Consider the following 22,533-nt stretch of genomic DNA (forward strand, 5'->3'; position numbering starts at 1 on the left):
GTCGATCTCGGCCTCGGTGACGATCCCGAAGAAGCTGCGCCAGCTCTGGCCGTCGGTCAGTACATCCCCCACCAGCTGGCCGCATTGGCGACCATCGGTTCGACCAGGAAGACCAGGCCCGCGCTGGTCAAGGTCGTCAGCGCGAAAATCAAGGTTACCGGAGAGGTCGCGCGAGGCGACCTGGCGGTCAGCTCCGACATGCTGTTCCCCCTGCGATCCCTTGCCCTGCTTGGCTTGGTTTGTCCTCTGGGACTGCATCCCTCAGGAGGCGAGCGTTAACATGTGGGGTCCGCGCACCTCAGCAGGGGGCGCTCAAAGTGAGCGCCCAGAAGTTTGACGGAAGGGGGGCATGGGGCCACTTCTGGCCGACGAGCACTGTGCTCTTTGCAAATGGGGGAGTGGGCGAAATGCTGCGTGAGCTTCTGAATCAAGTTTCCGTTCTTTTGAAGGACGAATCCGGTCTGACTTCGACCGAATATTCGACCATGGGCGGCGCGATGGCCGGCGGCGTGTTCACGGCCTCCGATGCTCTTTCGCAAGCCTCGGGCACGGCGATCGACAACGTGGTCAACGCCGTTGCAGGCGACGACGCCGCGGTTTGATAGCGCGCTGCGCCGGTTTCCGGCACAGCGTACCTGTCATGAGTAATCTAGAGATTGCTTTGAATCTGGCCCTTCTGGCTTTGCTGGCGGGGTCAGTTTTCTCCGACGTCACCCGCAGGCTGATACCCAACTTCGTCTGCCTGGGAGTGTTTCTGCTCGGCCTTGTTCACGCCGTGCTGATCAGCACGGGGGACTGGATCTATTCTCTGGTAGGCTGCGGCATCGTCCTCTTGGGCGGTTTGGCGCTGCACCAGAAGAAGGTTCTGGGCGGGGGCGATATCAAACTCATTACGGCGCTCAGCATCTGGCTGATGCCGATCGAACTGGCGCGATTCGTGCTGTCGATCATGTTCGCCGGCGGCCTCGTGGGCGCCGGCTATCTGGCGGTCGGCTTTGTCCGACGCCTGCGCGACAAGACGGCGCCCGCCGCGGCCGGGGTGCCCTACGCGCTCGCCATCGTCGGGGGCTTTCTGGTGTTGCGGCCAGAGGTGCTGACGACAACCGTGTTGTGACGCGATGGCCGGGGGGCATCCGATGAGCGAGCCGAAGAAGACCGAGCGCCCGTTGGGCCTCATGGCCAAGAACGTCCTGATGTTCGTCGTCGCGGCGGCGGTGGCTGGTGTCCTGGTGCACCTGATCAAATCCCAGGTCTTTCCGCGCCTTCCGGCGCCCCTTGCGGAGCTTGTCGGGGCCCGGAAATGAGCGACACCGATCTCTTCGGCGTTCGGGGCGGCAAGAAGCCGGTCTCCAAGTTCGGCGCCTTCGTCAAGAACGCCAGCCTGTTCCTAGGCGCCCTGCTGATCACCGTCACCCTGGGCTCCTTCCTGAAGGCCTATGCCGGCGGCGGCGCCACCAAGGGCCAGGGCGCCTTCTATCTGCAGGCCACCAGCGCCATGAAGCCGGGCGACGTGATCAGCACCGAGACCGCGGTGTGGCGCTCGGCCCTGGGCAAACGCAGCGGTGAGTGGGTCACCGACAGCTCCAAGAAGTCCGAGACCTATTGGGGTTGGCGGGTGGTCTCCCCGATCCGGGCGGGCCAGCCCGTGCTCAAGCAATCGGTCATCGCCGTGAACACCGGCGCCACGGCCTTCGAGCTGCCGCCCGGCAAGGTGGGCTTCGTGCTGATGGGCGACGAACTGGCCGCGGCCACCGAGATGCTCCAGGAAGGCAGCTGGGTGAACATCATCGCCGTGGTCGGCGGCGGCTCCCGGAGCAAGGCCGAGGCCGACTCACCCTCTGTCACCACCGTCGTGGAGGGTTCAAAGGTTCTCCACGTCCGTGCCGGCCTGAAGCGGGGCGGCCGCGGCCTCGATCCGTCCGTGACCATCGCCGTCTCGCCCGAAGAGGCCGAGGACCTGGCCGCCTGGCGTCAGGCCGGCGCGCTGGTGGTCGTCCTGGCCAGCGCCACCAGCCCCCGCTCGATCCACCAGGGGGATCTTCGCCAGCTCTGGGACACCGAAGCGGTTCCCGAAGAGGACTCGGCGAGCGCGCAATCGTCCACCTACGGCGTGGCCCGCGCAGCGCCGGCGCCCACCCGCAGCGTGTCGGTGGTCACCCCTTCGGGCGTCCAGAAACAGGACCTCAAATGATTCGGCGCCTTGTGCTGGCCGCCGTCGTCTGGGTGCTGGCCTCGCCCGCCCTGGCCCAGGTCCGCACCACGATCACGGAGGGCGGGTTCCTCGTCCTCACCCCCTCCAGCGATGTCAGCTCGGTGGTCATGTCCAACGACAGCACCCTGAAGGTGGATGTCCGAGGCGCGCGACGGATCGTGCTGTTCGGGGTCAAGGAGGGCATCGCCGAGGTGATGCTGATGAATGGCGCCAACCAACAGATCGAGCGGCGCACCGTCGAGGTTACGGCCGACACCGCCAACCTCGCAGCCCTGATCGCGCGCACCGCCCAGGTGCCGAACCTGACGGTGTCGAAGTCGGCCGGCGTGGCCGTGCTGACCGGCGACGCGCCCAACGCCGCCACCGTTGTCCTGGCCGGGGACATCGCCGCCGGCGCCCTGCCGGGCGTCAAGATCATCAACCTGATCCATAGCGCCACCAACGATCAGCTGGCCGTCTCGGTCCGGGTCCTGGAGGTTCGTCGCAACAAGGTCAGGGAGCTCGGCATCCGCTGGCAGGCGCAGAACCGCTTCAACGGCGGGACCGGGGCCATCGGTAACCTGTTCGCCAGCGCCATCGGCACGGCCACCACCACCGACCTGTTCGCCTCGGCCAAGTTCACCATCGACCGGTTGGTCCTGGATACATTCCTGAACTACCTGCGCTCCGAGGGCGCGGCCACCATGCTGGCGGAGCCGACCATCGTCGCCACCAGCGGCCAGAAGGCCCGTTTCCTGGCCGGCGGCGAGCTCCCGGTTCCCAGTCCCCAGACCAACGGCGTCACCAACAATGCGGTGGGCTACACCTACAAGCCCTATGGGGTGACCCTGGAGTTCACCGCCCTCATCCTCGACAACGAGTCGGTCCGGCTGCAACTGGCTCCGGAAGTCAGCCAGGTGGACACGTCCAATATCGTCGAGTTCAACGGCGCCAAGGTGCCGGGCCTGATCACCCGTAAGACCGACACCACGGTGACCCTGAAGTTCGGTGAGAGCGTGGCCATCGCGGGCCTGCGTTCGGCGGAGTCGCAGCGTAACAAGCAAGGCCTGCCGTTCCCGACGCCCTTCGACATCGGCGACAAGCTGGCCGGCTCGCGCGACTCCCGCAACAGCGACACCGAGCTGGTGCTCATCGTCACCCCCGAACGGGTGGAGGACGCGTCCAAGCACATGCCCTCGCCGGCCGTCGAGGCGAACCTGTCGCCCTTAAAATGAGCAGCCTTCTGGATCGCCGCCAGATCATATCGGCTCTCGTCGACGAAGCCGCGCGCGCCTATCCCACCGCCCGGGTCGGGGCGCTAGCTGTCGAGCCGGAGACCCTGCGCGACTTCTTCCTGGGTCTGCTGGCTCGGGGGCCCAATGTTCCGGGGCTGGACGCCGAGGAGCTGGCCCAGACTGCGGTCGATGAGGTCCTCGGCTATGGTCCCATCCAGCCGCTGATGACCGATCCCGGGGTCACCGACATCCTGATCAATGGCTGGAATGCGATCGTCTATGAGAAGGGCGGACGGCTCACGCCCTTTGACGGCGGCTTCTTCGGTCCGGAGCATCTGGTGGCCTTCGTCCATCGCCATGTGGCCAGGGCCGAACGGGCGATCAATCGCGCCAATCCCTGGGTCGATGTCGAGCTGCCTGATGGCTCGCGGATGCACGCGGTCGCCCCGCCGGTGGCCATGGGCGGTCCCTTCGTCTCGATCCGCCGTTTCCCGCAGCGTCCCTACACCCTGGCGGACCTGGAGCGCATGGGCGGCGTCACCGCCGAGCAGCGCCAATGGCTGGAGGCGGCCGTCGACAGCCGGCTGAACGTGATCGTCGCCGGCGCGCCTGGGGTGGGCAAGACCACGCTGCTGGGCGCCATGCTCGGCCGTGTGCCGGCCGACCAGCGGATCGTGCTGGTGGAGGATGTCAGCGAGCTGAAGGTCGACCATCCCCACTGCATCAAGCTGCAGACCCGTCGGATCGATCATGGCGACGGCGAACAGGCCAACATCCGCAAGCTGGTGCGCGAGACCCTGCGGATGCGGCCCGACCGCCTGGTGGTGGGGGAGGTGCGCGGCGAAGAGGTGTTCGACATGATCGCGGCCATGTCCATCGGCCTGGCGGGCTCCCTGAGCACCCTGCACGCCGGATCGATCACCGGGGCGATTCACCGGCTGGAGTCGCTCTACGCCTCGGCGACCTCGGGGCAGTCAGGGGTCAATCCGGGCCAGGCCCTGCGCGACGCCGTTGACGCCATCGTCTTCCTGCAACGCGACAGCTCGGGCCGGCGGCTGGTCTCGGAGATCCACAGGTTGGAACGCGTCTAGTGTCCTGGCTGCGCTCCCTGCCCGGGCCCGCCCTGATGGCCGGAGTGGTGGCCCTGGGCGCCACGGCCTGGTGGGCCAAGAGCCTGCCGATGGGGCTGGCGGTCGGGCTCGGCGTCCTGATTCTGGTGGTGCAACTGCTGCGCGGGCGGCAGGCCACTCAGTTGGCGGCCGAGCGCGCCGCGGTCTCGCGCCTACTGGAGCAGGTCAGCCCGATGTCACGGGCCGGGATGCCCCTGCTGGCCGCCATGGCGGCCTGTTCGCAGGGGTCGTCGCACCCCGGTCCCCAGGCCCTGGCGCTGGCCCTGCAGGGCCTCTCGGCCGGCCAGCCGGCGGAGACGGCCGCGCGGGGCGTGGAGGCCTGGCCCCTGTCGAACCTCACCTATCGCCTGTGCCTGGTGCATCGCGAGCAGGGCGGGGCGCCGGAGGGTTTTCTCAAGGCCTTCAGAGACGCCCTGGGCATGGCCGAGGACCTGGCCAAGAAGCGCAACCTGGCCCTGATCCAGATCCGCTGGCAGGCCAATATCATGACCGCCTTCTTCTTCCTGGTGCTGCTGGCGTCGGCCGCGCGCGCCGGGCCGCTGTTCGCCAGTCTGCTGGCCACCGATGAGGGGCGCCTCATGGTGACGCTCTCCGCGGCCCTGGTGATCTGGGGGCGGGTGAGCCTGAACCTGATCTCTGAGGCCATGCAATGAGCCTGCTCGATCGCCTGCGTAAGACCGCTGCTCTGGAGGACGAAGCCTGCGAGCTGGTGGCGGTCGCGACCCTGGCCGCAGCCGAGGCCGGCTCGCCGCCGGCCAGCGCCCTGGCCCTGGCCCTGGATGTCACCACCGTCCGGTTCGGGCCCATCATCGAGGCGCTCCGCGTGGTGGAGCGGCGGCTCCGGTTCAGCCTGGACGGCGGGGCGGTGGCGCAGACTCTGGTCGGGCAAGGCCCGGGCGCGGCCCTGGTGACCGAGGTCGCCGAGGCCGAGCGCAACGGAGACGACTTGCGCGAGCGCATGCAGATCTTCCTGAAGAACAGTTTCGAGCGTCGGGAATACGAGCTGCGCCAGCGCATCGAGGTGTTCCCGGTCTACATGATCGTCGTCCTGGTGCTGTTCTTCATGCCGGCGATCCTGATCGTCCTGGTGGGACCTTCGTTCTTCGCCCTGCTGCGGGCGCTCTACGAGGTCTGACCGGCGCTCAATCTGAGCGCCCGTAGCGTGGAGATCACCGGGCTTACAAATTATGGTGAAACTGCTGTGGTGCGACGCGCGCCCAGTCGCGATTTGGGGGGCGAAATGAAACCAGTTGTACGCGCGATGGTATTGGCCTCGGCGCTGATGTTCACGACAGCGACGATCGTGCCGATAGCCACGCCGGCCGAAGCCAAGGTTGTCGGCAAGGTCTTGCACAAGACTAAGAAGCCGCCGATCAAGAAGGCGCTCTCGAAGAAAAAGGGCCTCGCCAAGAAGAAATTGTCCAAGAAAAAGGGCGTCGGCAAGAAGGCCCTGACCAAGAAGAAGGGCGTGGCGAAGAAGAAGTTGACCAAAAAGGTCCGTCCGATCGTCAAGAAGCCTTAGGTCCCTGGGTCGCCCGCATGCGAACCCTGTTTACCGGACTGCTGAAGGACAATCGTGGCCTGGCCTCGGTCGAGGCCACGATTGTCCTGGCGACCTTGGGTGTGGCCTTGATCGCTGGCGGCTATGCCGCCGGCCCTGCGATCAAGGCCTACGCCGAGCGGCTCAGCGGCCTGGTGGTGGAGGCGCGATGCCTGTCCGCCGCCGAGGCCGGCCAACCGCTTCCGGAATCCTGCCCGGCGGGGCCCGGCTAGATGCTGGGGATCCAGATCCTGCTGATCTCGTTCATGGGGTTCCTGGCGGGACTGGAGGCCTCGGCGCCCGGCGCCGTCGGCGCGGTCCTGACCGCCACCGCCCAGGTGTCGATGGCCGTCCAGGACGGCACGTATCAGAAACTCCACAACCATGTCGAGTTGTTGAGGGACAGCCCAGGCCCTGTTTAAGCAATTTTAGGTCGAGTTGAATTCGGCTGGTGGTTATCAGTTACACATAATGAGTAAGTGAGGCGCACGATCGACTTGTGGGCTGACCCCTCCTGTGGCGCTTTGCCTCCCGAGAGCACCGTTCGGGGGGACGTCGTTATTTCGATCAGCAGTGTCGTGAAACTGGTTTCGGAGCCTGAGGCGCGCCCGTCGCCCGGGGTGGAGACCATCGGTCAGCGCCTGCGTATCTCCACGCGGATGTTCGGCTTTTTCGTCATGCTTCGGAAGAAGAAGGGCCTGGATGTGGCTGCCTTCCAGATCATGTCGGCCTTCAATCTCGCCGGCCTGGCCGAGCAGCAACGAGCCTATGGGGCCGGCGCGGCGTTTGGTGGCGCGCCCTTCGGCGCGGCCCTGTCGGCCACGGCGCTCTCGGACATGACCGGGATTCCGCGCCAGACCGTGCGGCGGCGGCTGCAGACGCTGCAGGGGCTAGGATACCTGACCGTCGAGACCGACGGCTCCTATCGCATGAGCGCGCACTGGAGCGAGCTGGACATCGTCGACGAGGTCGGCGGCCTCATCGCCCGCTGAATCTCGGGCTCCGCCCGCGGCAGGCCGACGGAGTTGGTCGCGCCCACTGCTGGCTGTCACGAGACCCGACCAATGGCGCTCCAGGGGCGCACAAGGTTTACGATCTGTTTCTTAGGTCGAGCGCCCTCATACTTGTGAAACCACGTCCATTCTCCAGCCTTTAGGGTCGAGGGCGTTACTTGAACGACAACGGCAGTTGTTCAGGCTAGGTACGTGTTCAACAAAATCTTTAGTCTTGAGCCGGGGTCCTCCGCCTGGGCCATGGTCACCCGCTCCGTCCGCGCCCTGATCGCCGACCGGGGCGGCCTCAGCACCGTGGAATACTCCACCATGGGCGGGGTGATGTCGGGCGCCATCTACATGGCCGGACAGGCGCTCCAGCAGGCCCAGCTCTCGGCCATCGAAAGCCTAACCGGGCCATAGCGAGCTGATCGCGTTGACCGTGCCGTCACCTCTGCGGATCGCATCCTACGGTCAGCATGGCGCGCGTCATGTGGGTCGCTCCTCAGAACTGGCAAGGGGCCGACCACTAGCGTCGCGAAATCCGTTGTCCGGGAGCTGTTCCAGGACAAAACCAATGTAGCTGCTCGACATTGAGGCCGCGCGCTGGCCAGAGCACGTAACTGACCCGTCATGCCGCTGGGGATGGCCAATAGCGCCTACCTCGCCCTGGGAAAATGTCGCCCGGAAGCCATACTGCGCCTTGAAGCGGCGCGGAGGGGAGGTCGCCGCCCAGGTTCCGGAAGGCGCAAATGCCTCCTGCGCGATGCATGACTTGCCTGATCCCACATCATCTGCGCCATCGCCGAGATGAGCCGGTTCCAGGCTGCGCAGGGCTCGGGACCAGCGGCGCCTCCAATTGAGGGACCTGAGGCGTGTGCCCGCCTGCAGAATATTTTCAGATCAGCGTCTGAATTTCTCGAAGCAAATGCCCCTGCTGAAATGTCCACCTGCGTGACTTTGGGCGGATCGCCCTCAAAAATACTCAAGCTTCACTGCTGAAGCGTCACAATGGAATTGCGAACTTCGTGACATTAATGCGACCTTAATTGGCCCCCGGAGGGCTTAGAAGCCCCCCAACTGTTCGACTCGTCTGAATGAACTTGGGGTTTTCTAATGCGCTATCGCACGCTTCTCTTTGCCGCCGCCTCCACCGCGACCCTCTGGGCCGGCGTCGCCGCCGCCCAGGCGCCCGCCGCTTCCAGCGAAGTCACCGCTGAAGAATTGGTGGTCACCGGCACCCGCGTCGTCGGCCGTTCGCGTCTCGACACCCTGGTCCCCGTCGACGTCATCGGCGCCGAGGCCATCAGCCGCCAGGGCGCGTCGACCGAGCTGGCCCAGGCCCTGGCCAACCTGACGCCGGCCCTCGATTTCCCGCGGCCCGCCATCACCGACGGCACCGACCACGTTCGCCCCGCCACCCTGCGCGGCCTGGCGCCCGACCAGACCCTGGTCCTGGTCAACGGCATGCGCGGCCACGTCTCGGCCCTGGTGGCCGTGAACGGCTCCATCGGCCGCGGCTCCACCGCCTTCGACCTCAACACCATCCCCACCGTCACCGTCGACCGCGTCGAGGTCCTGCGCGACGGCGCCTCGGCCCAGTACGGCGCCGACGCCATCGCCGGGGTGATGAACATCCGCCTGCGCGAGGCGGCCTCCGGCGGCGGCATGACCCTGAACTACGGCGTCTACGACACCACCGTGCGCACCGCGCGCGGCAAGCGTGACGCCCATGACGGCGTGACCCAGTCTGTCGCCGCCTGGCAGGGCTTCGGCCTCGGCGACGGCGGCTTCCTGACGGTGTCGGGCGAGTATGTGAACCGCCACGCCACCAACCGGTCGGACTACGCCGACCGCAACGTCCTGCCGCTCTACAATCAGGGTCGCATCATCGGCCGCTACGGCGACCCGCAGGTGGAGAGCTATTCGCTCTTCGCCAATGCCGGCCTGCCCCTGAACGACACCTGGTCGGTCTATGGCTTCGCTGGCTACCAGCACCGCGACACCAACGCCGCGGCCACCGCGCGCGCCTACAACAACGCCAACAACGTCGCCGCGGTCTATCCGGGCGGCTTCCTTCCGCAGATCGAAACCGAGATCAAGGATCTGACGGTCCAGGGCGGGATCAAGGGCGAGGCGGCCGGCTGGAAGGTCGACCTGTCGGCCAACTACGGCAAGAACGAGCTGGACTACACGGTGGTCAACTCGATCAACGCCTCCTACGGCGCGGCCTCGCCGCGGACCTTCAAGGCCGGCTCCCTGGAATACGCCCAGTGGATCATCGACCTGAACCTGTCGCGCACCTTCGAGGTGGGCCTGGTGGAGCCGCTCAACGTGGCCGGCGGCCTGGAATATCGTGACGAGTCCTTCGCCATCGGCGCGGGTGAGGCGGCCTCCTACACGGTTGGCCCCGATCCCACCAAGGCCGGCGTCTCCCAGGGCTTCCCGGGCTTCCGCCCCGCCAACGAGGTGGACGTCTCGCGTCACAACTACGCCGTCTACGCCGACGTCGAAGGCAAGCTGACCGACAAGTTCGGCTTCGACATCGCCGCCCGCTACGAGGACTATTCGGACTTCGGCGGCAAGGGCACCGGCAAGATCGCCCTGCGCTATGATTTCAACGACGCCTTCGCCCTGCGCGGCGCCGTCTCCACCGGCTTCAAGGCCCCGGCCCTGCAGCAGCAGTACTTCACCTACACCTCCACCAACAATGTGCTGGTGGGCTCGACCTTCCAGCTTATCGAGGTCGGCACCTTCCCGGTGTCCAGCCCGGTGGCTCGCGCCCTTGGCGCCAAGCCGCTGGAGCCGGAAACCTCGGTCAACTACTCGCTGGGCGTGGTCTATCGCGCCGGCGCCTTCGAACTGACGGTCGACGCCTACCAGATCGATCTCGAGAACCGCATCGTGCTCTCGGAGAACCTGCCCAACACCAACACGCCCCCGGCGACCGCGGCGGCGATCAACGCCCTCCTGGCCCCCTTCGGCGTCAGCGCGGCGCGCTTCTTCATCAATGGCGTGGACACCACCACCAAGGGCCTCGACGTCGTCGCCCGCTATCACCTCGACCTGGGCGACAGCCGTCTGGACCTGACCGCGGCGGCGAACTTCAATTCCACCGAGGTCACCAAGACCCCGGCCCTGCCGACTCTGTCGGCCCTGCCGCAGCCGGCCTTCCTGTTCGATCGGGCCAACCGCCTGACCTACGAAGAGGGCACCCCGGAACGCAAGCTGGTGTTCGGGGCCGACTGGACCCGCAACAATGTCGCCATCAGCACCAAGGTCACCGACTATGACGGCGTGCTGTCGCCGAGCAACAACCCGGCCTTCGACAACGGCACCGGCCGGGCGACCCTGGTGGACCTGGAAGGCCGGTACACCTTCCCCATGGGCGTGACGGTGGCGCTGGGCGCCAACAACATCCTCGATGAGTATCCCCGCACGACGCCCACCAGCGTCAACGGCGCGACGGGCTCCATCGGCTTCCCGGGCTTCTCGCCCTTCGGCTTCAACGGCCGCTTCGTCTATGGCCGCCTGAGCTACAAGTGGTAGCCGACAGCCACGGCTGAGCGAACAAGAGGACGCGGAGTCTTGCGCCGCGTCCTCTTTCGATTCTGGGACCAGTTCGCAGCGGACCCAAGCCAACTTCATTCGGCGTCCCGGCCGGCGAGTTCCGGCGCCATTTGCGTTCGCTTGTAATGTCCGGCAATTTTCCGTACATAAAGCGTGGAAAGGCAGGCTTCGTGATGGCGATCACATCGAGCAACCGGACGTCCCGCATTGAGGCGAGAATTGCGCCCGAGGTGCTGGCTGCGGTCAAACGCGCCGCTGAGATTCAGGGGCGGAGCATAAGTGATTTCGTGGTCGCCGCCGCCCAGGACGCGGCGGAGCGCACGATCGCCGAAACCCAGATCATTCGTCTCTCCCTGGAAGATCAGGAGCGCGTCGCCGACCTGCTGCTCAATCGGCCGGCGCCATCGCCGGCGCTCGACCGGGCCTTTGAAGCGCATCGCGAGCTGATCCGCGAAAGCAAATGAGCCGATACGTTGTCGAGCCCCTGGCCGGGCATGACCGCGCGACCTTCTCAAGCGGCTCGGAGAGCCTTGACCGCCATTTTTATCAGCAGGTCACCCAGGACGTTCGCCGGCGCATCGCCAGCTGCTTCGTCGCCGTGAGCGATGATGGCGAGCTGGCAGGTTTCTACACCCTGGCCGCGACGTCGCTGGCGTTCGACCGGCTCTCGGCGGAACGCGCCAGCAGGCTTCCACGCTATCCCGTCGTGCCCGGCATACTGCTGGGCCGCCTCGCGGTGGCCAAGGCTCACCAGGGCAGGCGATTGGGTGGGGCGTTGGTCGCCGACGCCCTCCTGAGATCGGCGCGCACCGAGATCGTCGGACACATTCTGGTCGTTGACGCCATCGATGACGCGGCGGCGCGCTTCTATCAGCATCTGGGCTTTGAGCCTCTGGCAGATGATCGCCACCGGCTGATCCGGCCGATTTAGACACAATGGCGCCTTCGTCGGCAGACCAGCGGTTAGCTTCGCGCGACGAAAATTATCATATTATATAGATCCAATACGCCGGCCTTTTGCGGCTGACCCTGCGTAACATACGGCTTAACAACAGATTTCGGCGCGGGGTTTGCTTTGCGGCCCTCGCCATTTAGGATTTGGTTCATTAGGGATCGGCCCCACATTGGGGCGCGTCAGCGCCTGGGGCCGGCTGGGGAGTTTTTGCTTTGACCGCCACCACGTCTATTCCGGGGCTTTTCCCCGCACCGACCAAACACGCCAAGCTCATCGAATGGGTCGCCCAGACCGCGGCCCTGACCCAGCCTGACCGGGTTCACTGGTGCGACGGCTCCGACGCCGAGTGGGATGCGCTCACCGCCGAGCTGGTCGCCGGCGGCACCCTGAAGCCCCTCAATCCCGCCATCCGGCCCAACTCCTTCTTCGCCGCCTCAGATCCCCGCGACGTCGCCCGTGTCGAGAGCCGCACCTTCATCTGTTCCGAGCTCGAAATCGACGCCGGCCCCACCAACAACTGGCTCGACCCCACCGAGATGCGGGCCGACCTGCAGGACCTGTTCAAGGGCTGCATGAAGGGCCGCACCATGTATGTGGTGCCCTTCAGCATGGGGCCGCTGGGCTCCAAGATCAGCCAGCTGGGCGTGGAGATCACCGACAGCGCCTATGTGGCCATCTCCATGCGCGTCATGACCCGCATGGGCGCCGGCGCCTTGAAGGAGATCGGCGACGACGGCTTCTTCGTCCCGGCCCTGCACTCGGTGGGCATGCCGCTGGCCGAGGGCCAGGCCGACGTGCCGTGGCCCTGCAACGAGATCAAGTACATCGTCCACTTCCCCGAGACCCGGGAGATCTGGTCCTACGGCTCGGGCTATGGCGGCAACGCGCTCTTGGGCAAGAAGTGCTTCGCCCTGCGCATCGCCTCGGTCATGGCCCGCGACGAGGGGTGGTTCGCCGAGCACATGCTGATCCTCAAGCTGACCTCGCCGCAGGGCCAGGTCCGCTACGTGGCCGCCGCCTTCCCCAGCGCGTGCGGCAAGACCAACATGGCCATGCTGCAGCCCACCCTGCCGGGCTGGAAGGCCGAGACCATCGGCGACGACATCTGCTGGATGCGCTTCGGCGACGACGGCCAGCTCTACGCCATCAATCCGGAAGCCGGTTTCTTCGGCGTGGCGCCGGGCACCGGCATGGTGACCAACAAGAACGCCATCGACTCCCTGCACTCCAACAGCGTCTTCACCAATGTGGCGCTCACCGCCGACGGCGACGTCTGGTGGGAAGGTCTCACCGAGAGCCCCCCCGAGGGGCTCACCGACTGGAAGGGCCAGCCCTGGTCCCCCGACAGCGGCCAGCCGGCCGCCCACCCCAACGCCCGCTTCACGGTGCCGGCCTCGCAATGCCCGGTGATCGCCCCGGAATGGGAAGACCCCAAGGGCGTGCCGATCTCGGCCATCCTGTTCGGCGGCCGCCGCGCCAGCGCCGTGCCCCTGGTGACCGAGGCCTTCGACTGGGCCCACGGCGTCTTCATGGCCTCCAACGTGGCCTCGGAAGGCACCGCGGCGGCGGAGAACAAGATCGGCGAGCTGCGCCGCGACCCCTTCGCCATGCTGCCCTTCTGCGGCTACAACATGGGCGACTATTTCAGCCACTGGCTGAAGATGGGCGCCGGGGCCGACGCCTCGAAGCTGCCGCGCATCTATTTCGTCAACTGGTTCCGCAAGGACGAGAACGGCAAGTTCGTCTGGCCGGGTTATGGCGAGAACAGCCGCGTCCTGAAGTGGATCGTCGAGCGCCTGGAGGGCGAGGCCGAGGCCACCGACACCGCCATTGGACGTCTGCCCACGGTGGACAGCCTGGACCTAGGCGGGCTGACCCTCACCGACGCACAGCTCAAGCTGCTGCTCACCGTCGACGCGGCGGTCTGGCAGGAGGAGGCGGCCCTGATCCCGGCCGCCTATGAGAAGTTCGGCGACCGCATGCCCAAGGAGCTCTGGGCCCAGTATGAGGCCCTGGTCAGCCGCCTGGCCCAGGCCGCCCGGCCGGCCATGATGGTGGCCGAGTAGGGCGATGGTCGAAACCCTGGCGCCCCGACGCCCGCGCCTGGCGATCTTCGGCGCGGGGCCGGCGGGCCAGGCCTTCGCCCGCCAGTTCGCCCTGCTGCCCTTCGAGGTGGAGGCCTACGACACCCGGGCCGACAAACCCGCCGTCATCCTTAGCGAGGACGAGATGGTGGAGCTGGCTGGGTGCCTGGAGGACGGCGACTACGCCCTGATCGCCAGCGCCAGCCACGAGCTGGACGGTCGGATCGCCCAGGCCATCCTCACCGCCGGCCGCTTCCGCTACTGCGGCATGATCGGCTCGCGCAAGAAGCGCGACGAGATCCTGGCGGCGCTGACCGCGGCCGGGCTGCCGGCGGACCAGATCGCCCGCCTGCAATGCCCGATCGGCATCCCCGAGCTGCATGGCCGCGCCCCGGAGGTGATCGCCGTCTCGGTGGCGGCCCAGGTGCTGCAGGTGCTGCAGGTGCTGCAGGACGACGAGACCTAACCTCCGCGCGCCTTCCCGCCCGGCGCGCGGACCATCATCTTAAGGATCGTCTCGGTGATCCTTGGCTCCAGGCCCTCGGTGTGGCCCTTGTCCAGCCGCACCACGTCTGCCACCAGGCGTCCGCCCCGGCACTTGGGATAGACGAAGACCTCCGCGGTCCCAGGCCGGGCCTTCAGGCCCCAGACCGGATAGGTCGACCGCGCGCTGTCATAGACCCAGCCAGCCTTCTCATCGACCACGTCGGGCCGGCGTATCCGCGGAGCACAGGCGTACTTCTCGGCCCAGGGCGAGGTCACCGGCAGGGTGACGATCTCGCGCTCGCCGGTCTCATAGATGTGGGAAAAGTCGCAGGCCGGCGGCAGCCCCTCCCCGAAGCTGCGCGGGCGCGGCGGCGGTGGGGTTCCGTCGGCCTGGGGCGGGCCAAAGCCCGGCACGATCTGCGCCTGGCCGATACGCCCCCCCGACAGGCTGAGCAGGCCATCGACCTTGTCCTTGAAATAGTCCGAGCAGACGATCCGGTGCGAGGTCATGCCGCCCTGGCTGTGGCCGGCCAGCCAGAAGGCCTTGATGTTCGCGCGGCCAAACTGCTCGAACACCAGGTCGGTGATCGCCTGCAGGTGGGCGTCGTCGGCGGCCGGCTGCCACATGCGCACGCCCGGTCCGCCAGGGCCCATGGTGGACATCGTCGCGGCGGTCGGGGTGGCCACCACCAGCCGATACTTCTCCTTGTAGTCCATGGCCGGGAAGTAGTGCCGCTGCCAGTTGCCGATGGAGCCGGCGCCATGGATGTTCAGAATGAAGACGACCTTCTCGTTCGGCTTCAGGTCGCAGGGATAGTCGAGGAAGAACTTGCGGCCGCCGACGGCGGTGTTGCCGGTCTCGCCGATCAGGGCGCCCTGGCAGTCGGCGCCGGAGCAGTGCATGGCCGGCGGCGTCGCGCAGGCCACGCCCGCCTTGTCGGCGGCGAAGGCGCCGTGGGCCAGGCTCATCAGGGCCAGACCCGCCAGGGCGGGAAGCGTCCAGGTCTTGGTCATGGGATGTCCCTTCATTTCGCCGCCAGCATCAGCTTGACGATCTCTTCAGTGATGTGGGGCTCCAGCCCCTCGGTGTGGCCCTTGTCCAGGCGGACGATGTCGGCGACGATCTTGCCGTCCGCACAGCCCGGATAGAGGTAGACCTGGGCCGAGCCTGGTCGCGGCTTGCCGCCCCAGATCGGATTGGGATTGGCCTGGACGCGGGTGTCGGCGACGTAGCCGGCCTGGGTGTCGATGACCCAGGCGCCCGGGGTCTGGCCGCCGCAGTTCAGCTTCCGCGCCCAGGGCGACTCGCCGGGCAGGCCGGCCGCGGTCAACTCGTGCTCGCCGGTCTCGTAGATGTGGGAGAAGGCGAAGTCGGGCAGGATCGAGGCGTCGGCCGCCAGCCGCATCGGGGTTCCGGGTGGCATGCCGGGGGGCGGGGCGGGCTGTCCGCCGGGGCCGGGGATCGGCGCGCGCACGTCTTCGCGCCTGGAACCCAGCCGCCCCCCCGACAGGCTGACCCAGCCGGTCAGGCGGCTGCGAAAGGGTTCGGTGGTGAGCAGCCGGTTGGAGGTCTGGCCGCCCAGGGAATGTCCGGCCAGCCAGAAGGCCTTGATGTTGGCGGCGCCGAAGTCGGCATAGACCTGGGCCACGATGTTGCGCAGGTAGTCGTCGTCCTTGGCCGGGTTCCAGCCCAGGTCCGACCCGCTGGGGGTGGCGATCACCAGCCGGTATTTTTCCTTCAGGTCGACGATCGGAAAGTAGTGGCGCTGCCAGTTGCCGATCGAACCGCCGCCGTGGAGGTTGAGGATGAAGGTCACCTTCTCGCCAGGCTTCAGGTCGCAGGGATAGTCGAGGAAGAACTTGCGGCCGGTCTTGGGCTCCACCGCATTGCCCGGCTCGGCGATCAGCGGCGGGGTGCAGCCGGTGTCGGCGCAATGGAACGGCGGCGGGGTCTGGCAGGCGACGCCGCCGACGTCCCGGGCCATGGCTGGGAAACCGAACGCAAGGGCCGCGCCCGCGCCCAGGAGCGCGGCGGCGCGCGAGATCGATATCAGCAAGACCCGGCTCCTCCATCTGCGATCGACGTCTGCGCGTCGGCAATTTCACCTAACAGTGCTAGGGGGATGTTGCGCCCATATTTCATCGGTGATCAAGTCGGCTCCGACCGGCGCAGGGGAGGCGGCATGGCCCTCGAACGGGCGACGATCATCGCCAAGGCGCTCGAACTCCTGGACGAGGTCGGGATCGAGGGCCTGAGCAACCGCCGGCTCGCCGCCGAGCTGGGGGTGAAGGGGCCGTCGCTCTACTGGCACTTCAAGAGCATGGCGGACCTCCACAGCCAGATGGCCGAGGCGATGATGGCGCAGGTCATGCCGTCGCCGGACCCGGAGGCCTTCCCGGGCGACTGGCGCGAGTGGCTGTCGGTTGGCGCCTGGGGGTTGCGCGGCGTGGCCCTGTCGCGGCGGGACGGGGTCCTGATCCTGGCGGCCGCTCGCCCGACCTCCACCAACCCCCTGCTCAGCTTCCCCGCCATGGTCGCCCGGCTGCAGGCGGCGGGTTTCAGTCCCGAGGCCGCCCGCGGGGCCATGATCGCCATCGGCCGCTATGTCATGGGATCGGCGCGCAGCGAGAACGCCGGCTCGGACGCCGATTTCGCCTTCGGTCTGGAGACCCTGCTGGACGGCCTGCAGGTGAGGCTGGCGCGGACCTCGTGATCCGCGCCAGGACGGGTCAGAGCCCCGCCAGCGCCTGGTCGAGGTCGGCGACGATGTCGTCGATGTGCTCGAGACCCACCGAGAGCCGCACCACGTCCGGGCCCGCGCCGGCGACGATCTGGTCGGCCTCCTCCAGCTGGCGGTGGGTGGTGGAGGACGGGTGGATGATCAGGCTGCGGGTGTCGCCGATATTGGCCAGGTGCGAGAACAGCTTCACCGAACTCACCAGCTTCACGCCCGCGGCGTAGCCGTCCTTCAGGCCGAAGGTGAAGACAGCCCCGGCGCCCTTAGGGGCGTAGCGCTGGGCCAGGGCGTGATAGCGGTCGTCCGCCAGGCCGGCATAGGAGACCCAGGCCACCTTGGGGTGGGCTTGCAGCCATCGGGCGACCGCCAGGGCGTTCTGGCAGTGGCGCTCCATCCGCAGCGGCAGGGTCTCGATCCCGGTCAGGATCATGAAGGCGTTGAAGGGGGAGATCGCGGGCCCGAGGTCGCGCAGGCCGAGCGCGCGACAGGCCACGATGAAGGCGGCGGGGCCAAAGGCCTCGGTGAAGACCTTGCCGTGATAGCTGGGATTGGGCGTCGAGAGATAAGGGTACTTGCCGCCAGCCGCCCAGTCGAAGCGGCCACTGTCGACGATCATGCCGCCGATGGAGTTGCCGTGGCCGCCGAGGAACTTGGTCAGGGAGTGGACCACGATGTCGGCGCCGTGGGCGAAGGGCTGGCAGAGGTAGGGAGAGGCCAGGGTGTTGTCCACCACCAGGGGCACGCCCGCGGCATGGGCGGCCTGCGCGATGGCGGCGATGTCGGAGATCACGCCGCCGGGGTTGGCGATGGACTCGATGAACACCGCGCGGGTCTTGTCATTGATCGCCTTGGCGTAGTCGGCGGCGTCGTCGGTGTCGATGAAGGTGACGCCCCAACCCATCTTCCTGAAGCTCTGCGAGAGCTGGTTGATGGATCCGCCATAGAGCTTGCGGGAGGCGACGATGTTGCAGCCGGGCTCCAGCAGGGTGTGGAACACCAGGAACTGGGCCGCATGGCCGCTGGCCACGGCCAGACCCGCGATCCCGCCTTCCAGGGCGCTGACCCGGGCTTCCAGCACGCTCTGGGTGGGGTTGCCCAGCCGGGTGTAGACGTTGCCGGCGCCCTCGAGGTTGAACAGGGCCGCGGCGTGGTCGCTGTCATCGAAGACGTAGGACGCCGTCTGATAGATGGGCGTGATCCGCGCCTTGGTGGTGGGATCGGGCGTGGCCCCCGCGTGAATGGCCAGGGTTTCGGGGCGCTGGGCGGCGGGATCACTCATCGGGGTCTCGATTCCTGGGCAAGCAATGAAGCGCCCTCTTTAGAGAGGCCGGGGACCGCGGTCACCCGGTCCGGTAGCGGCGGCCGGGCCCAGGGCCGCGAGGACCTGGTCGGCCTGCGCCTCCGTCGACAGGTCGATGTCGACGGTGATCACCTCCTCCTCGGCCGTGGGCGTCTCCAGGGTCGCGATCTGGCTCGCCAGCAGGTCCTGGCCCACGAAGTGCCCGGCGCGACCGGCCAGGCGCCGTCTCAGGACCGCCGGCTCGCCCTTCAGCCAGACGAACCGCAGCCCCGGCCGCCCGTACCGCAGTCCGTCCCGGTAGGCCCGCTTCAGGGCAGAGCAGGCCACGATCGCCGGGCGTCCCTCGACCCGACGCGCGTCCAGCCAGGCGCCGATGGCCGCCAGCCAGGGCGCGCGGTCGGCGTCGGTGAGCGGCTCGCCCCGGACCATGCGGGCGACATTGGCGGCCGGGTGCAGGTCGTCGCCGTCCTGGCAGGCCCAACCCAGGCGCGCGGCGAGCGCCCGCATGAGGGTGGACTTGCCGGCGCCGGCCACGCCCATGATGACCAGCTGCGGGATCTCGGAGGCGGGGAGGGGTGTCGGCATCGCGGCCAGCATGCCGCTTCGGCGTCCCGCGCGCAAAGCCGGCCGCCGACTTGATCCCCATCAAGGTGACCGCCCGCCAGGGGGCCAAGCTCAATCATCACCGCAGCGGTGATGGAGACTTCGACCATGCGAAAGTTGTCCGCCCTCACCGCCGGGTGCCTGGCCACCGTGATGCTGGCCCAGACCGCGGTCGCCCAGCCGAGGCCCTATGGCGAGGCTTGGCGGGCCCCGCCGCCCCGCGACGCCGGTCATCGTCACGACGGCTACCAGGGTGATCGCTACTACTACAATGGTCGATGGGTGGATGCGCAGGAATGGCGCCGCCACGACCGTGAACGCGACCGCTGGGCCCAGGACTATCAGCGCCGCCGCGGCCATCGGGACGACGACGACACCACCGCACTCATCGCCGGCATCCTCGGCTTCGCGCTCGGGGCCGCGATCGTCGGATCGGCCGACCAGGCCAATCACGCCCAGACCGCCGACCGCAGCTGGGATTCCTACTGCGCCCGCAAGTACCGCAGCTATGACCCCCGCAGCCGCACCTACCTCGGCTATGACGGCCTGAGGCACTACTGCCAGTAGCGGCGGAGAGCTTGGCGTCAGCCTGATGAAGGGATCTGCCGATGGACATGCTGGAAGGGATCCGTAGCCGCCGCGCCGTACGTGACTATCGCGATGAGCCGGTGTCCCACGCCCTGATCGGCGCCGTCATCGACAACGCGGTCTGGGCGCCCAGCGGCATGAACCGCCAGCCCTGGCGCTTCCTGGTCATCGAGGGACGGGAGACCTTGGCGCGATGCTCCTCGGCCGCCAAACGCCTGATGCTCGACGAGGCGACACGCCGGCCCGAACTGGCCGCCGTGCGCGGCATGCTCGAACAGCCCGACTTCAACATCTTCTACAATGCGCCAGCCCTGGTCGTGGTCTGCGCCACAGAGCCGGGCGAGATGGCCGTCAAGGACTGCTGCCTCGCGGCCCAGACCCTGATGCTGGCCGCCCACGCCCAGGGGCTGGGCTCCTGCTGGATCGGCTTTGCGGAGACCTGGCTCAACAGCCTTGAGGCCAAGGACTGGCTGGGCATGGCCGACGGCCTGAGGCCGGTGGCGCCCATCATCCTCGGCCGGCCCGCCGCGGCCGTCGCCGCACCTGACCGGCGCCCGGCGGATGTCGAGTTTGTTCGACTCGGCGGAACCTGAGGTCCCGTCCTCGATCGCGCTCGGGATCGCCGTCGCGCCCGATGCTGACCGCCCGGATTTTTCCTAACTCTCATCCCTAAGCCCGCAAATTCGCGAGGATTTCCTGGCGTCCTCAAACCCGTCAGGGCGCGGAGGTCTCCCGGTCGAGCGCATGCAAGACATTCACTCTCGTGAGAGTGAGTGTTGACTCCGGACGGCTGAGGTTCCAATCCTATGTCCACAGCCCGGCGCGAATGACCGGTGCGGACAGGGAGGAACGGACAATGAGAGTGCTTCTCATGGCGTCGGCATGCGCCGCGACGCTGGCTGCCGGGGGGACGGCGGAAGCTCAGACGGTGAGGCCCGAGACATCGGGCGCGCCGGCCCGGACCACGGATGTCAGCGAGGTCATCGTCACCGCGACGCGCCGGAACGAGCGGCTGCAGGACGTGCCGCTCAGCATCACCGCCTATTCGCAGGAGACTCTCACGGCCAAGGGGATCGTGGGCTACGAGGGCCTGGCGCAAGAGACGCCCGGCGTGGTGCTGAACCGGCCCAGCGCCAACTTCAACAACTTCACCGCGCGCGGAATCGCCACCAACGGCTATGGCGCGAACCTGCAGAGCACGGTGGCGGTCTATATCGACGAGCTGCCGATCTCGACCATCGGCAATACGACGGTGCTCGACCCCAATCTCTATGACGTCGAGCGGGTGGAGTTCCTGCGTGGTCCGCAGGGCACGTTGTTCGGTTCGGGCTCACTGTCAGGCGCGCTGCGCATCCTGAACAAGCGGCCGAACCTGACCGAGTTCGACGCCTCGGTGCTCGTGGACTACGCCATGACCGGGTCGGACTCCCTGCGCCAGCGGTACAACGGGATGATCAACATCCCCCTGGTGAACGACAAGCTGGCTCTGCGCGCCGTGGGCTTCGTCCGCGACGAGGAAGGCTACATCGACAACATCGGCACCGGCAAAGCCAACGCCAACACCCTGAAGGCCTGGGGCGGGCGCGTCAGCCTGCTGTGGACGCCGACCGACCGCATGTCGATCAAGCTGCTGGCCTCGCACGAGAAGAGCGAACCGGAGGACTCCTCGACGGTCAGTCCCAAGCTCGGCCGCGACATCCGTGTGTCGGACCGGCCCGACCTCTTCCAGGGCAAGCTCACCAGCTTCAACGCCACCGTCGAGTACCAGTTCGACGGCGCCCAGCTCACCAGCTCCTCGACCTATTCCCAGTTCGACCAGAAGTTCTTCGTCGACCTGGCGGGCACCTTCGGCGGCGCCATCGCCTTCGGCCTCGACGCCTTTGGATACATGGACACCTTCGTGGAGGAGGCGCGGCTGGCGTCGGATCCGGGCGGGAAGTGGGACTGGGTGGTCGGCGGCTTCTTCCTCGACCGGCGTTTGGACGTGGACTACCTCTACCGCTCGTCGCCGGCCTTCCTGACGGCCCGCGGCCTGACCGGCCTGACCGACGAGTACTATCAGCGCCAATTCAACCACACGAACTCGCAGGAGCTCGCGGGCTTCGGCGAGGTGACCTACCGCCTCAGCGACAAACTGAAGGTGACGGGCGGGCTCCGGTACGGCGGCTTCGAGGCGCAGTCCCATGTCGAGGGCGGCTACAACAGCAACTATCTCCTCGCCGCGCTCACCGGCTTCCGAGGACCGCTGACGATCACCCAGATCGCGCCGGCCACGGGCGTGAAGGCCAAGGAAGCCGGGCCGTCCTGGAAGGTCAGCGTCTCGTACAAGCCGTCGCCGGCGGTGAGCACCTACGCCACGGTCTCCACCGGCTTCCGCACGCCGGTGGTGAACGCCTTCGCCGGCCGCGCCAGCGTGGTGAACCCCAGCGACATCATCATCCCGCCGGGCGCCGACTCCGACGACCTGACCAACTACGAGCTGGGCCTGAAGGGCCGCTGGCTCGACGGCCGGCTGACCACCAACCTATCGGCCTACTGGATCGACTGGAAGAACATCCAGGTCCAGGCCAACCGAGTGTCGGACTCGGTGCAGTTCGCCACCAACATCGGCAAGGCGGTCAGCAAGGGGGTCGAGTTCGAGATCGTGGCCCTGCCCGCCGAGGGGCTGACGGTGGGGATCAACGGGTCCCTGATCAACGCCAAGGTGACCGAGCTTTCGCCCACCGAGGCGGCCATCTCGGGCGCCGTGGAGGGGGTGAGGCTCGCCGCGCCCCGTTTCCAGGGGGCGGCCTATTTCAACTACGGATTCGACCTGACGCCGCAGGCCCGCGCCAACCTGTCGGGGGTGGTGCAGCGGGTGGGGAGTTTCCCGGGCATGTTCCCCAACACGCCGGGCCGTCCCGGCGTGGTCAGCCCGACCTACGCCTTCACCGAGGCCTATACGAATGTGAACGCGACCTTCGCGGTGGCCTTCGAGCGGCTCACGGTGGCCGCCTACGTGGAGAACCTCTTCGACAGCCGCAAGATCAACTACGTGCATCCGGAAGCCTTCATCGCCAGTCGGTTCGCGGTCCAGCGGCCCCGCACCATCGGCGTGCGGCTGGGCTACGACTTCTAACCC

27 protein-coding genes are annotated in these 22,533 nt (G+C 67.4%); 23 read left to right on the forward strand and 4 right to left on the reverse strand.

The annotated features are described in order from the left end of the window. The 19 genes from Q7T09_RS09755 to Q7T09_RS09845 form a co-directional block, all read left to right on the forward strand. The coding region (locus tag Q7T09_RS09755) for a hypothetical protein (protein ID WP_304699414.1) at positions 1-279 on the forward strand (279 nt) is incomplete at its 5' end. 128 nt (positions 280-407) lie between these two features. After that, positions 408-602, forward strand: a complete 195-nt coding sequence (locus Q7T09_RS09760) for a Flp family type IVb pilin (protein WP_304699415.1) — start codon at positions 408-410, stop codon at positions 600-602. A gap of 59 nt (positions 603-661) precedes the next feature. Next, positions 662-1,114, forward strand: a complete 453-nt coding sequence (locus tag Q7T09_RS09765) for a prepilin peptidase (RefSeq protein WP_304699416.1) — start codon at positions 662-664, stop codon at positions 1,112-1,114. A gap of 22 nt (positions 1,115-1,136) precedes the next feature. Further along, complete coding sequence (locus Q7T09_RS09770; protein WP_304699417.1) at positions 1,137-1,304, forward strand: hypothetical protein; 168 nt, start codon at positions 1,137-1,139, stop codon at positions 1,302-1,304. After that, the gene (locus Q7T09_RS09775; protein WP_304699418.1) at positions 1,301-2,191 is read left to right on the forward strand and encodes an RcpC/CpaB family pilus assembly protein; all 891 of its coding nucleotides are present in this window, start codon (positions 1,301-1,303) and stop codon (positions 2,189-2,191) included. The genes Q7T09_RS09770 and Q7T09_RS09775 overlap by 4 nt, the downstream gene beginning before the upstream one ends. Continuing rightward, the gene (locus Q7T09_RS09780) at positions 2,188-3,426 is read left to right on the forward strand and encodes a type II and III secretion system protein family protein (protein WP_304699419.1); all 1,239 of its coding nucleotides are present in this window, start codon (positions 2,188-2,190) and stop codon (positions 3,424-3,426) included. The genes Q7T09_RS09775 and Q7T09_RS09780 overlap by 4 nt, the downstream gene beginning before the upstream one ends. Then, positions 3,423-4,517, forward strand: coding sequence for a CpaF family protein (locus Q7T09_RS09785; RefSeq protein ID WP_304699420.1), 1,095 nt, complete (start codon positions 3,423-3,425; stop codon positions 4,515-4,517). Before Q7T09_RS09780 ends, Q7T09_RS09785 begins: the two co-directional genes overlap by 4 nt. Continuing rightward, a complete protein-coding gene (locus Q7T09_RS09790) occupies positions 4,517-5,209 on the forward strand; it encodes a type II secretion system F family protein (RefSeq protein ID WP_304699421.1) in 693 nt (230 codons plus the stop codon). The genes Q7T09_RS09785 and Q7T09_RS09790 overlap by 1 nt, the downstream gene beginning before the upstream one ends. Then, the gene (locus Q7T09_RS09795; RefSeq protein WP_304699422.1) at positions 5,206-5,691 is read left to right on the forward strand and encodes a type II secretion system F family protein; all 486 of its coding nucleotides are present in this window, start codon (positions 5,206-5,208) and stop codon (positions 5,689-5,691) included. Before Q7T09_RS09790 ends, Q7T09_RS09795 begins: the two co-directional genes overlap by 4 nt. Positions 5,692-5,718: 27 nt before the next feature. Further along, positions 5,719-6,078: a hypothetical protein gene (locus tag Q7T09_RS09800; RefSeq protein ID WP_304699423.1), complete on the forward strand. Its 360-nt coding sequence runs from the start codon at positions 5,719-5,721 to the stop codon at positions 6,076-6,078. A gap of 17 nt (positions 6,079-6,095) precedes the next feature. Beyond that, positions 6,096-6,329, forward strand: a complete 234-nt coding sequence (locus Q7T09_RS09805; protein WP_304699424.1) for a hypothetical protein — start codon at positions 6,096-6,098, stop codon at positions 6,327-6,329. Then, positions 6,330-6,518, forward strand: coding sequence for a hypothetical protein (locus Q7T09_RS09810; protein WP_304699425.1), 189 nt, complete (start codon positions 6,330-6,332; stop codon positions 6,516-6,518). A gap of 156 nt (positions 6,519-6,674) precedes the next feature. Further along, a complete protein-coding gene (locus Q7T09_RS09815) occupies positions 6,675-7,088 on the forward strand; it encodes a helix-turn-helix domain-containing protein (protein ID WP_304699426.1) in 414 nt (137 codons plus the stop codon). Between the two features lie 213 nt (positions 7,089-7,301). Beyond that, positions 7,302-7,511 carry a hypothetical protein gene (locus Q7T09_RS09820; protein ID WP_304699427.1) on the forward strand — a complete coding sequence of 70 codons (210 nt, stop codon included), beginning with the start codon at positions 7,302-7,304 and terminating at the stop codon, positions 7,509-7,511. A gap of 693 nt (positions 7,512-8,204) precedes the next feature. After that, positions 8,205-10,637, forward strand: coding sequence for a TonB-dependent siderophore receptor (locus Q7T09_RS09825; RefSeq protein ID WP_304699428.1), 2,433 nt, complete (start codon positions 8,205-8,207; stop codon positions 10,635-10,637). Between the two features lie 146 nt (positions 10,638-10,783). Next, positions 10,784-11,122 (forward strand): DUF1778 domain-containing protein, encoded by a 339-nt coding sequence (locus Q7T09_RS09830; RefSeq protein ID WP_304699429.1) that lies wholly within the window; start codon positions 10,784-10,786, stop codon positions 11,120-11,122. Continuing rightward, positions 11,119-11,589: a GNAT family N-acetyltransferase gene (locus tag Q7T09_RS09835; RefSeq protein WP_304699430.1), complete on the forward strand. Its 471-nt coding sequence runs from the start codon at positions 11,119-11,121 to the stop codon at positions 11,587-11,589. The genes Q7T09_RS09830 and Q7T09_RS09835 overlap by 4 nt, the downstream gene beginning before the upstream one ends. Positions 11,590-11,825: 236 nt before the next feature. Further along, a complete protein-coding gene (locus Q7T09_RS09840) occupies positions 11,826-13,679 on the forward strand; it encodes a phosphoenolpyruvate carboxykinase (GTP) (protein ID WP_304699431.1) in 1,854 nt (617 codons plus the stop codon). Between the two features lie 4 nt (positions 13,680-13,683). After that, positions 13,684-14,163, forward strand: a complete 480-nt coding sequence (locus Q7T09_RS09845) for an XdhC family protein (RefSeq protein WP_304699432.1) — start codon at positions 13,684-13,686, stop codon at positions 14,161-14,163. Here the strand turns inward: Q7T09_RS09845 and Q7T09_RS09850 are convergent. Further along, on the reverse strand, positions 14,160-15,197 hold the full coding sequence (locus Q7T09_RS09850) for a hypothetical protein (protein ID WP_304699433.1): 1,038 nt from the start codon (positions 15,195-15,197) through the stop codon (positions 14,160-14,162). The genes Q7T09_RS09845 and Q7T09_RS09850 overlap by 4 nt on opposite strands. 11 nt (positions 15,198-15,208) lie before the next feature. Further along, positions 15,209-16,240 carry an alpha/beta fold hydrolase gene (locus Q7T09_RS09855; RefSeq protein ID WP_304699434.1) on the reverse strand — a complete coding sequence of 344 codons (1,032 nt, stop codon included), beginning with the start codon at positions 16,238-16,240 and terminating at the stop codon, positions 15,209-15,211. A gap of 126 nt (positions 16,241-16,366) precedes the next feature. Here Q7T09_RS09855 and Q7T09_RS09860 point away from each other — a divergent pair, with 126 nt between their 5' ends. Next, complete coding sequence (locus Q7T09_RS09860; protein WP_304699435.1) at positions 16,367-16,897, forward strand: TetR/AcrR family transcriptional regulator C-terminal domain-containing protein; 531 nt, start codon at positions 16,367-16,369, stop codon at positions 16,895-16,897. A gap of 16 nt (positions 16,898-16,913) precedes the next feature. Here Q7T09_RS09860 and Q7T09_RS09865 read toward each other — a convergent pair whose 3' ends face one another. After that, entirely contained in the window at positions 16,914-18,200 is a 1,287-nt protein-coding gene (locus Q7T09_RS09865) for an O-acetylhomoserine aminocarboxypropyltransferase (protein WP_304699436.1), read from the reverse strand. 39 nt (positions 18,201-18,239) lie between these two features. Beyond that, positions 18,240-18,806, reverse strand: a complete 567-nt coding sequence (locus tag Q7T09_RS09870) for a gluconokinase (protein ID WP_304699437.1) — start codon at positions 18,804-18,806, stop codon at positions 18,240-18,242. Positions 18,807-18,932: 126 nt separating this feature from the next. Between Q7T09_RS09870 and Q7T09_RS09875 the strand changes: the two genes are divergently transcribed. The 3 genes from Q7T09_RS09875 to Q7T09_RS09885 all read left to right on the forward strand — a co-directional run bounded on the left by Q7T09_RS09875 (position 18,933) and on the right by Q7T09_RS09885 (position 22,530). Beyond that, positions 18,933-19,391, forward strand: a complete 459-nt coding sequence (locus Q7T09_RS09875) for a BA14K family protein (RefSeq protein WP_304699438.1) — start codon at positions 18,933-18,935, stop codon at positions 19,389-19,391. 41 nt (positions 19,392-19,432) lie between these two features. Beyond that, complete coding sequence (locus Q7T09_RS09880) at positions 19,433-20,005, forward strand: nitroreductase (RefSeq protein WP_304699439.1); 573 nt, start codon at positions 19,433-19,435, stop codon at positions 20,003-20,005. 335 nt (positions 20,006-20,340) lie between these two features. Beyond that, positions 20,341-22,530, forward strand: a complete 2,190-nt coding sequence (locus Q7T09_RS09885; protein WP_304699440.1) for a TonB-dependent receptor — start codon at positions 20,341-20,343, stop codon at positions 22,528-22,530. Positions 22,531-22,533: the final 3 nt, after the last annotated feature.

The sequence above is a fragment of the Phenylobacterium sp. genome (genome assembly GCF_030645195.1).
GTDB lineage: Bacteria > Pseudomonadota > Alphaproteobacteria > Caulobacterales > Caulobacteraceae > Phenylobacterium.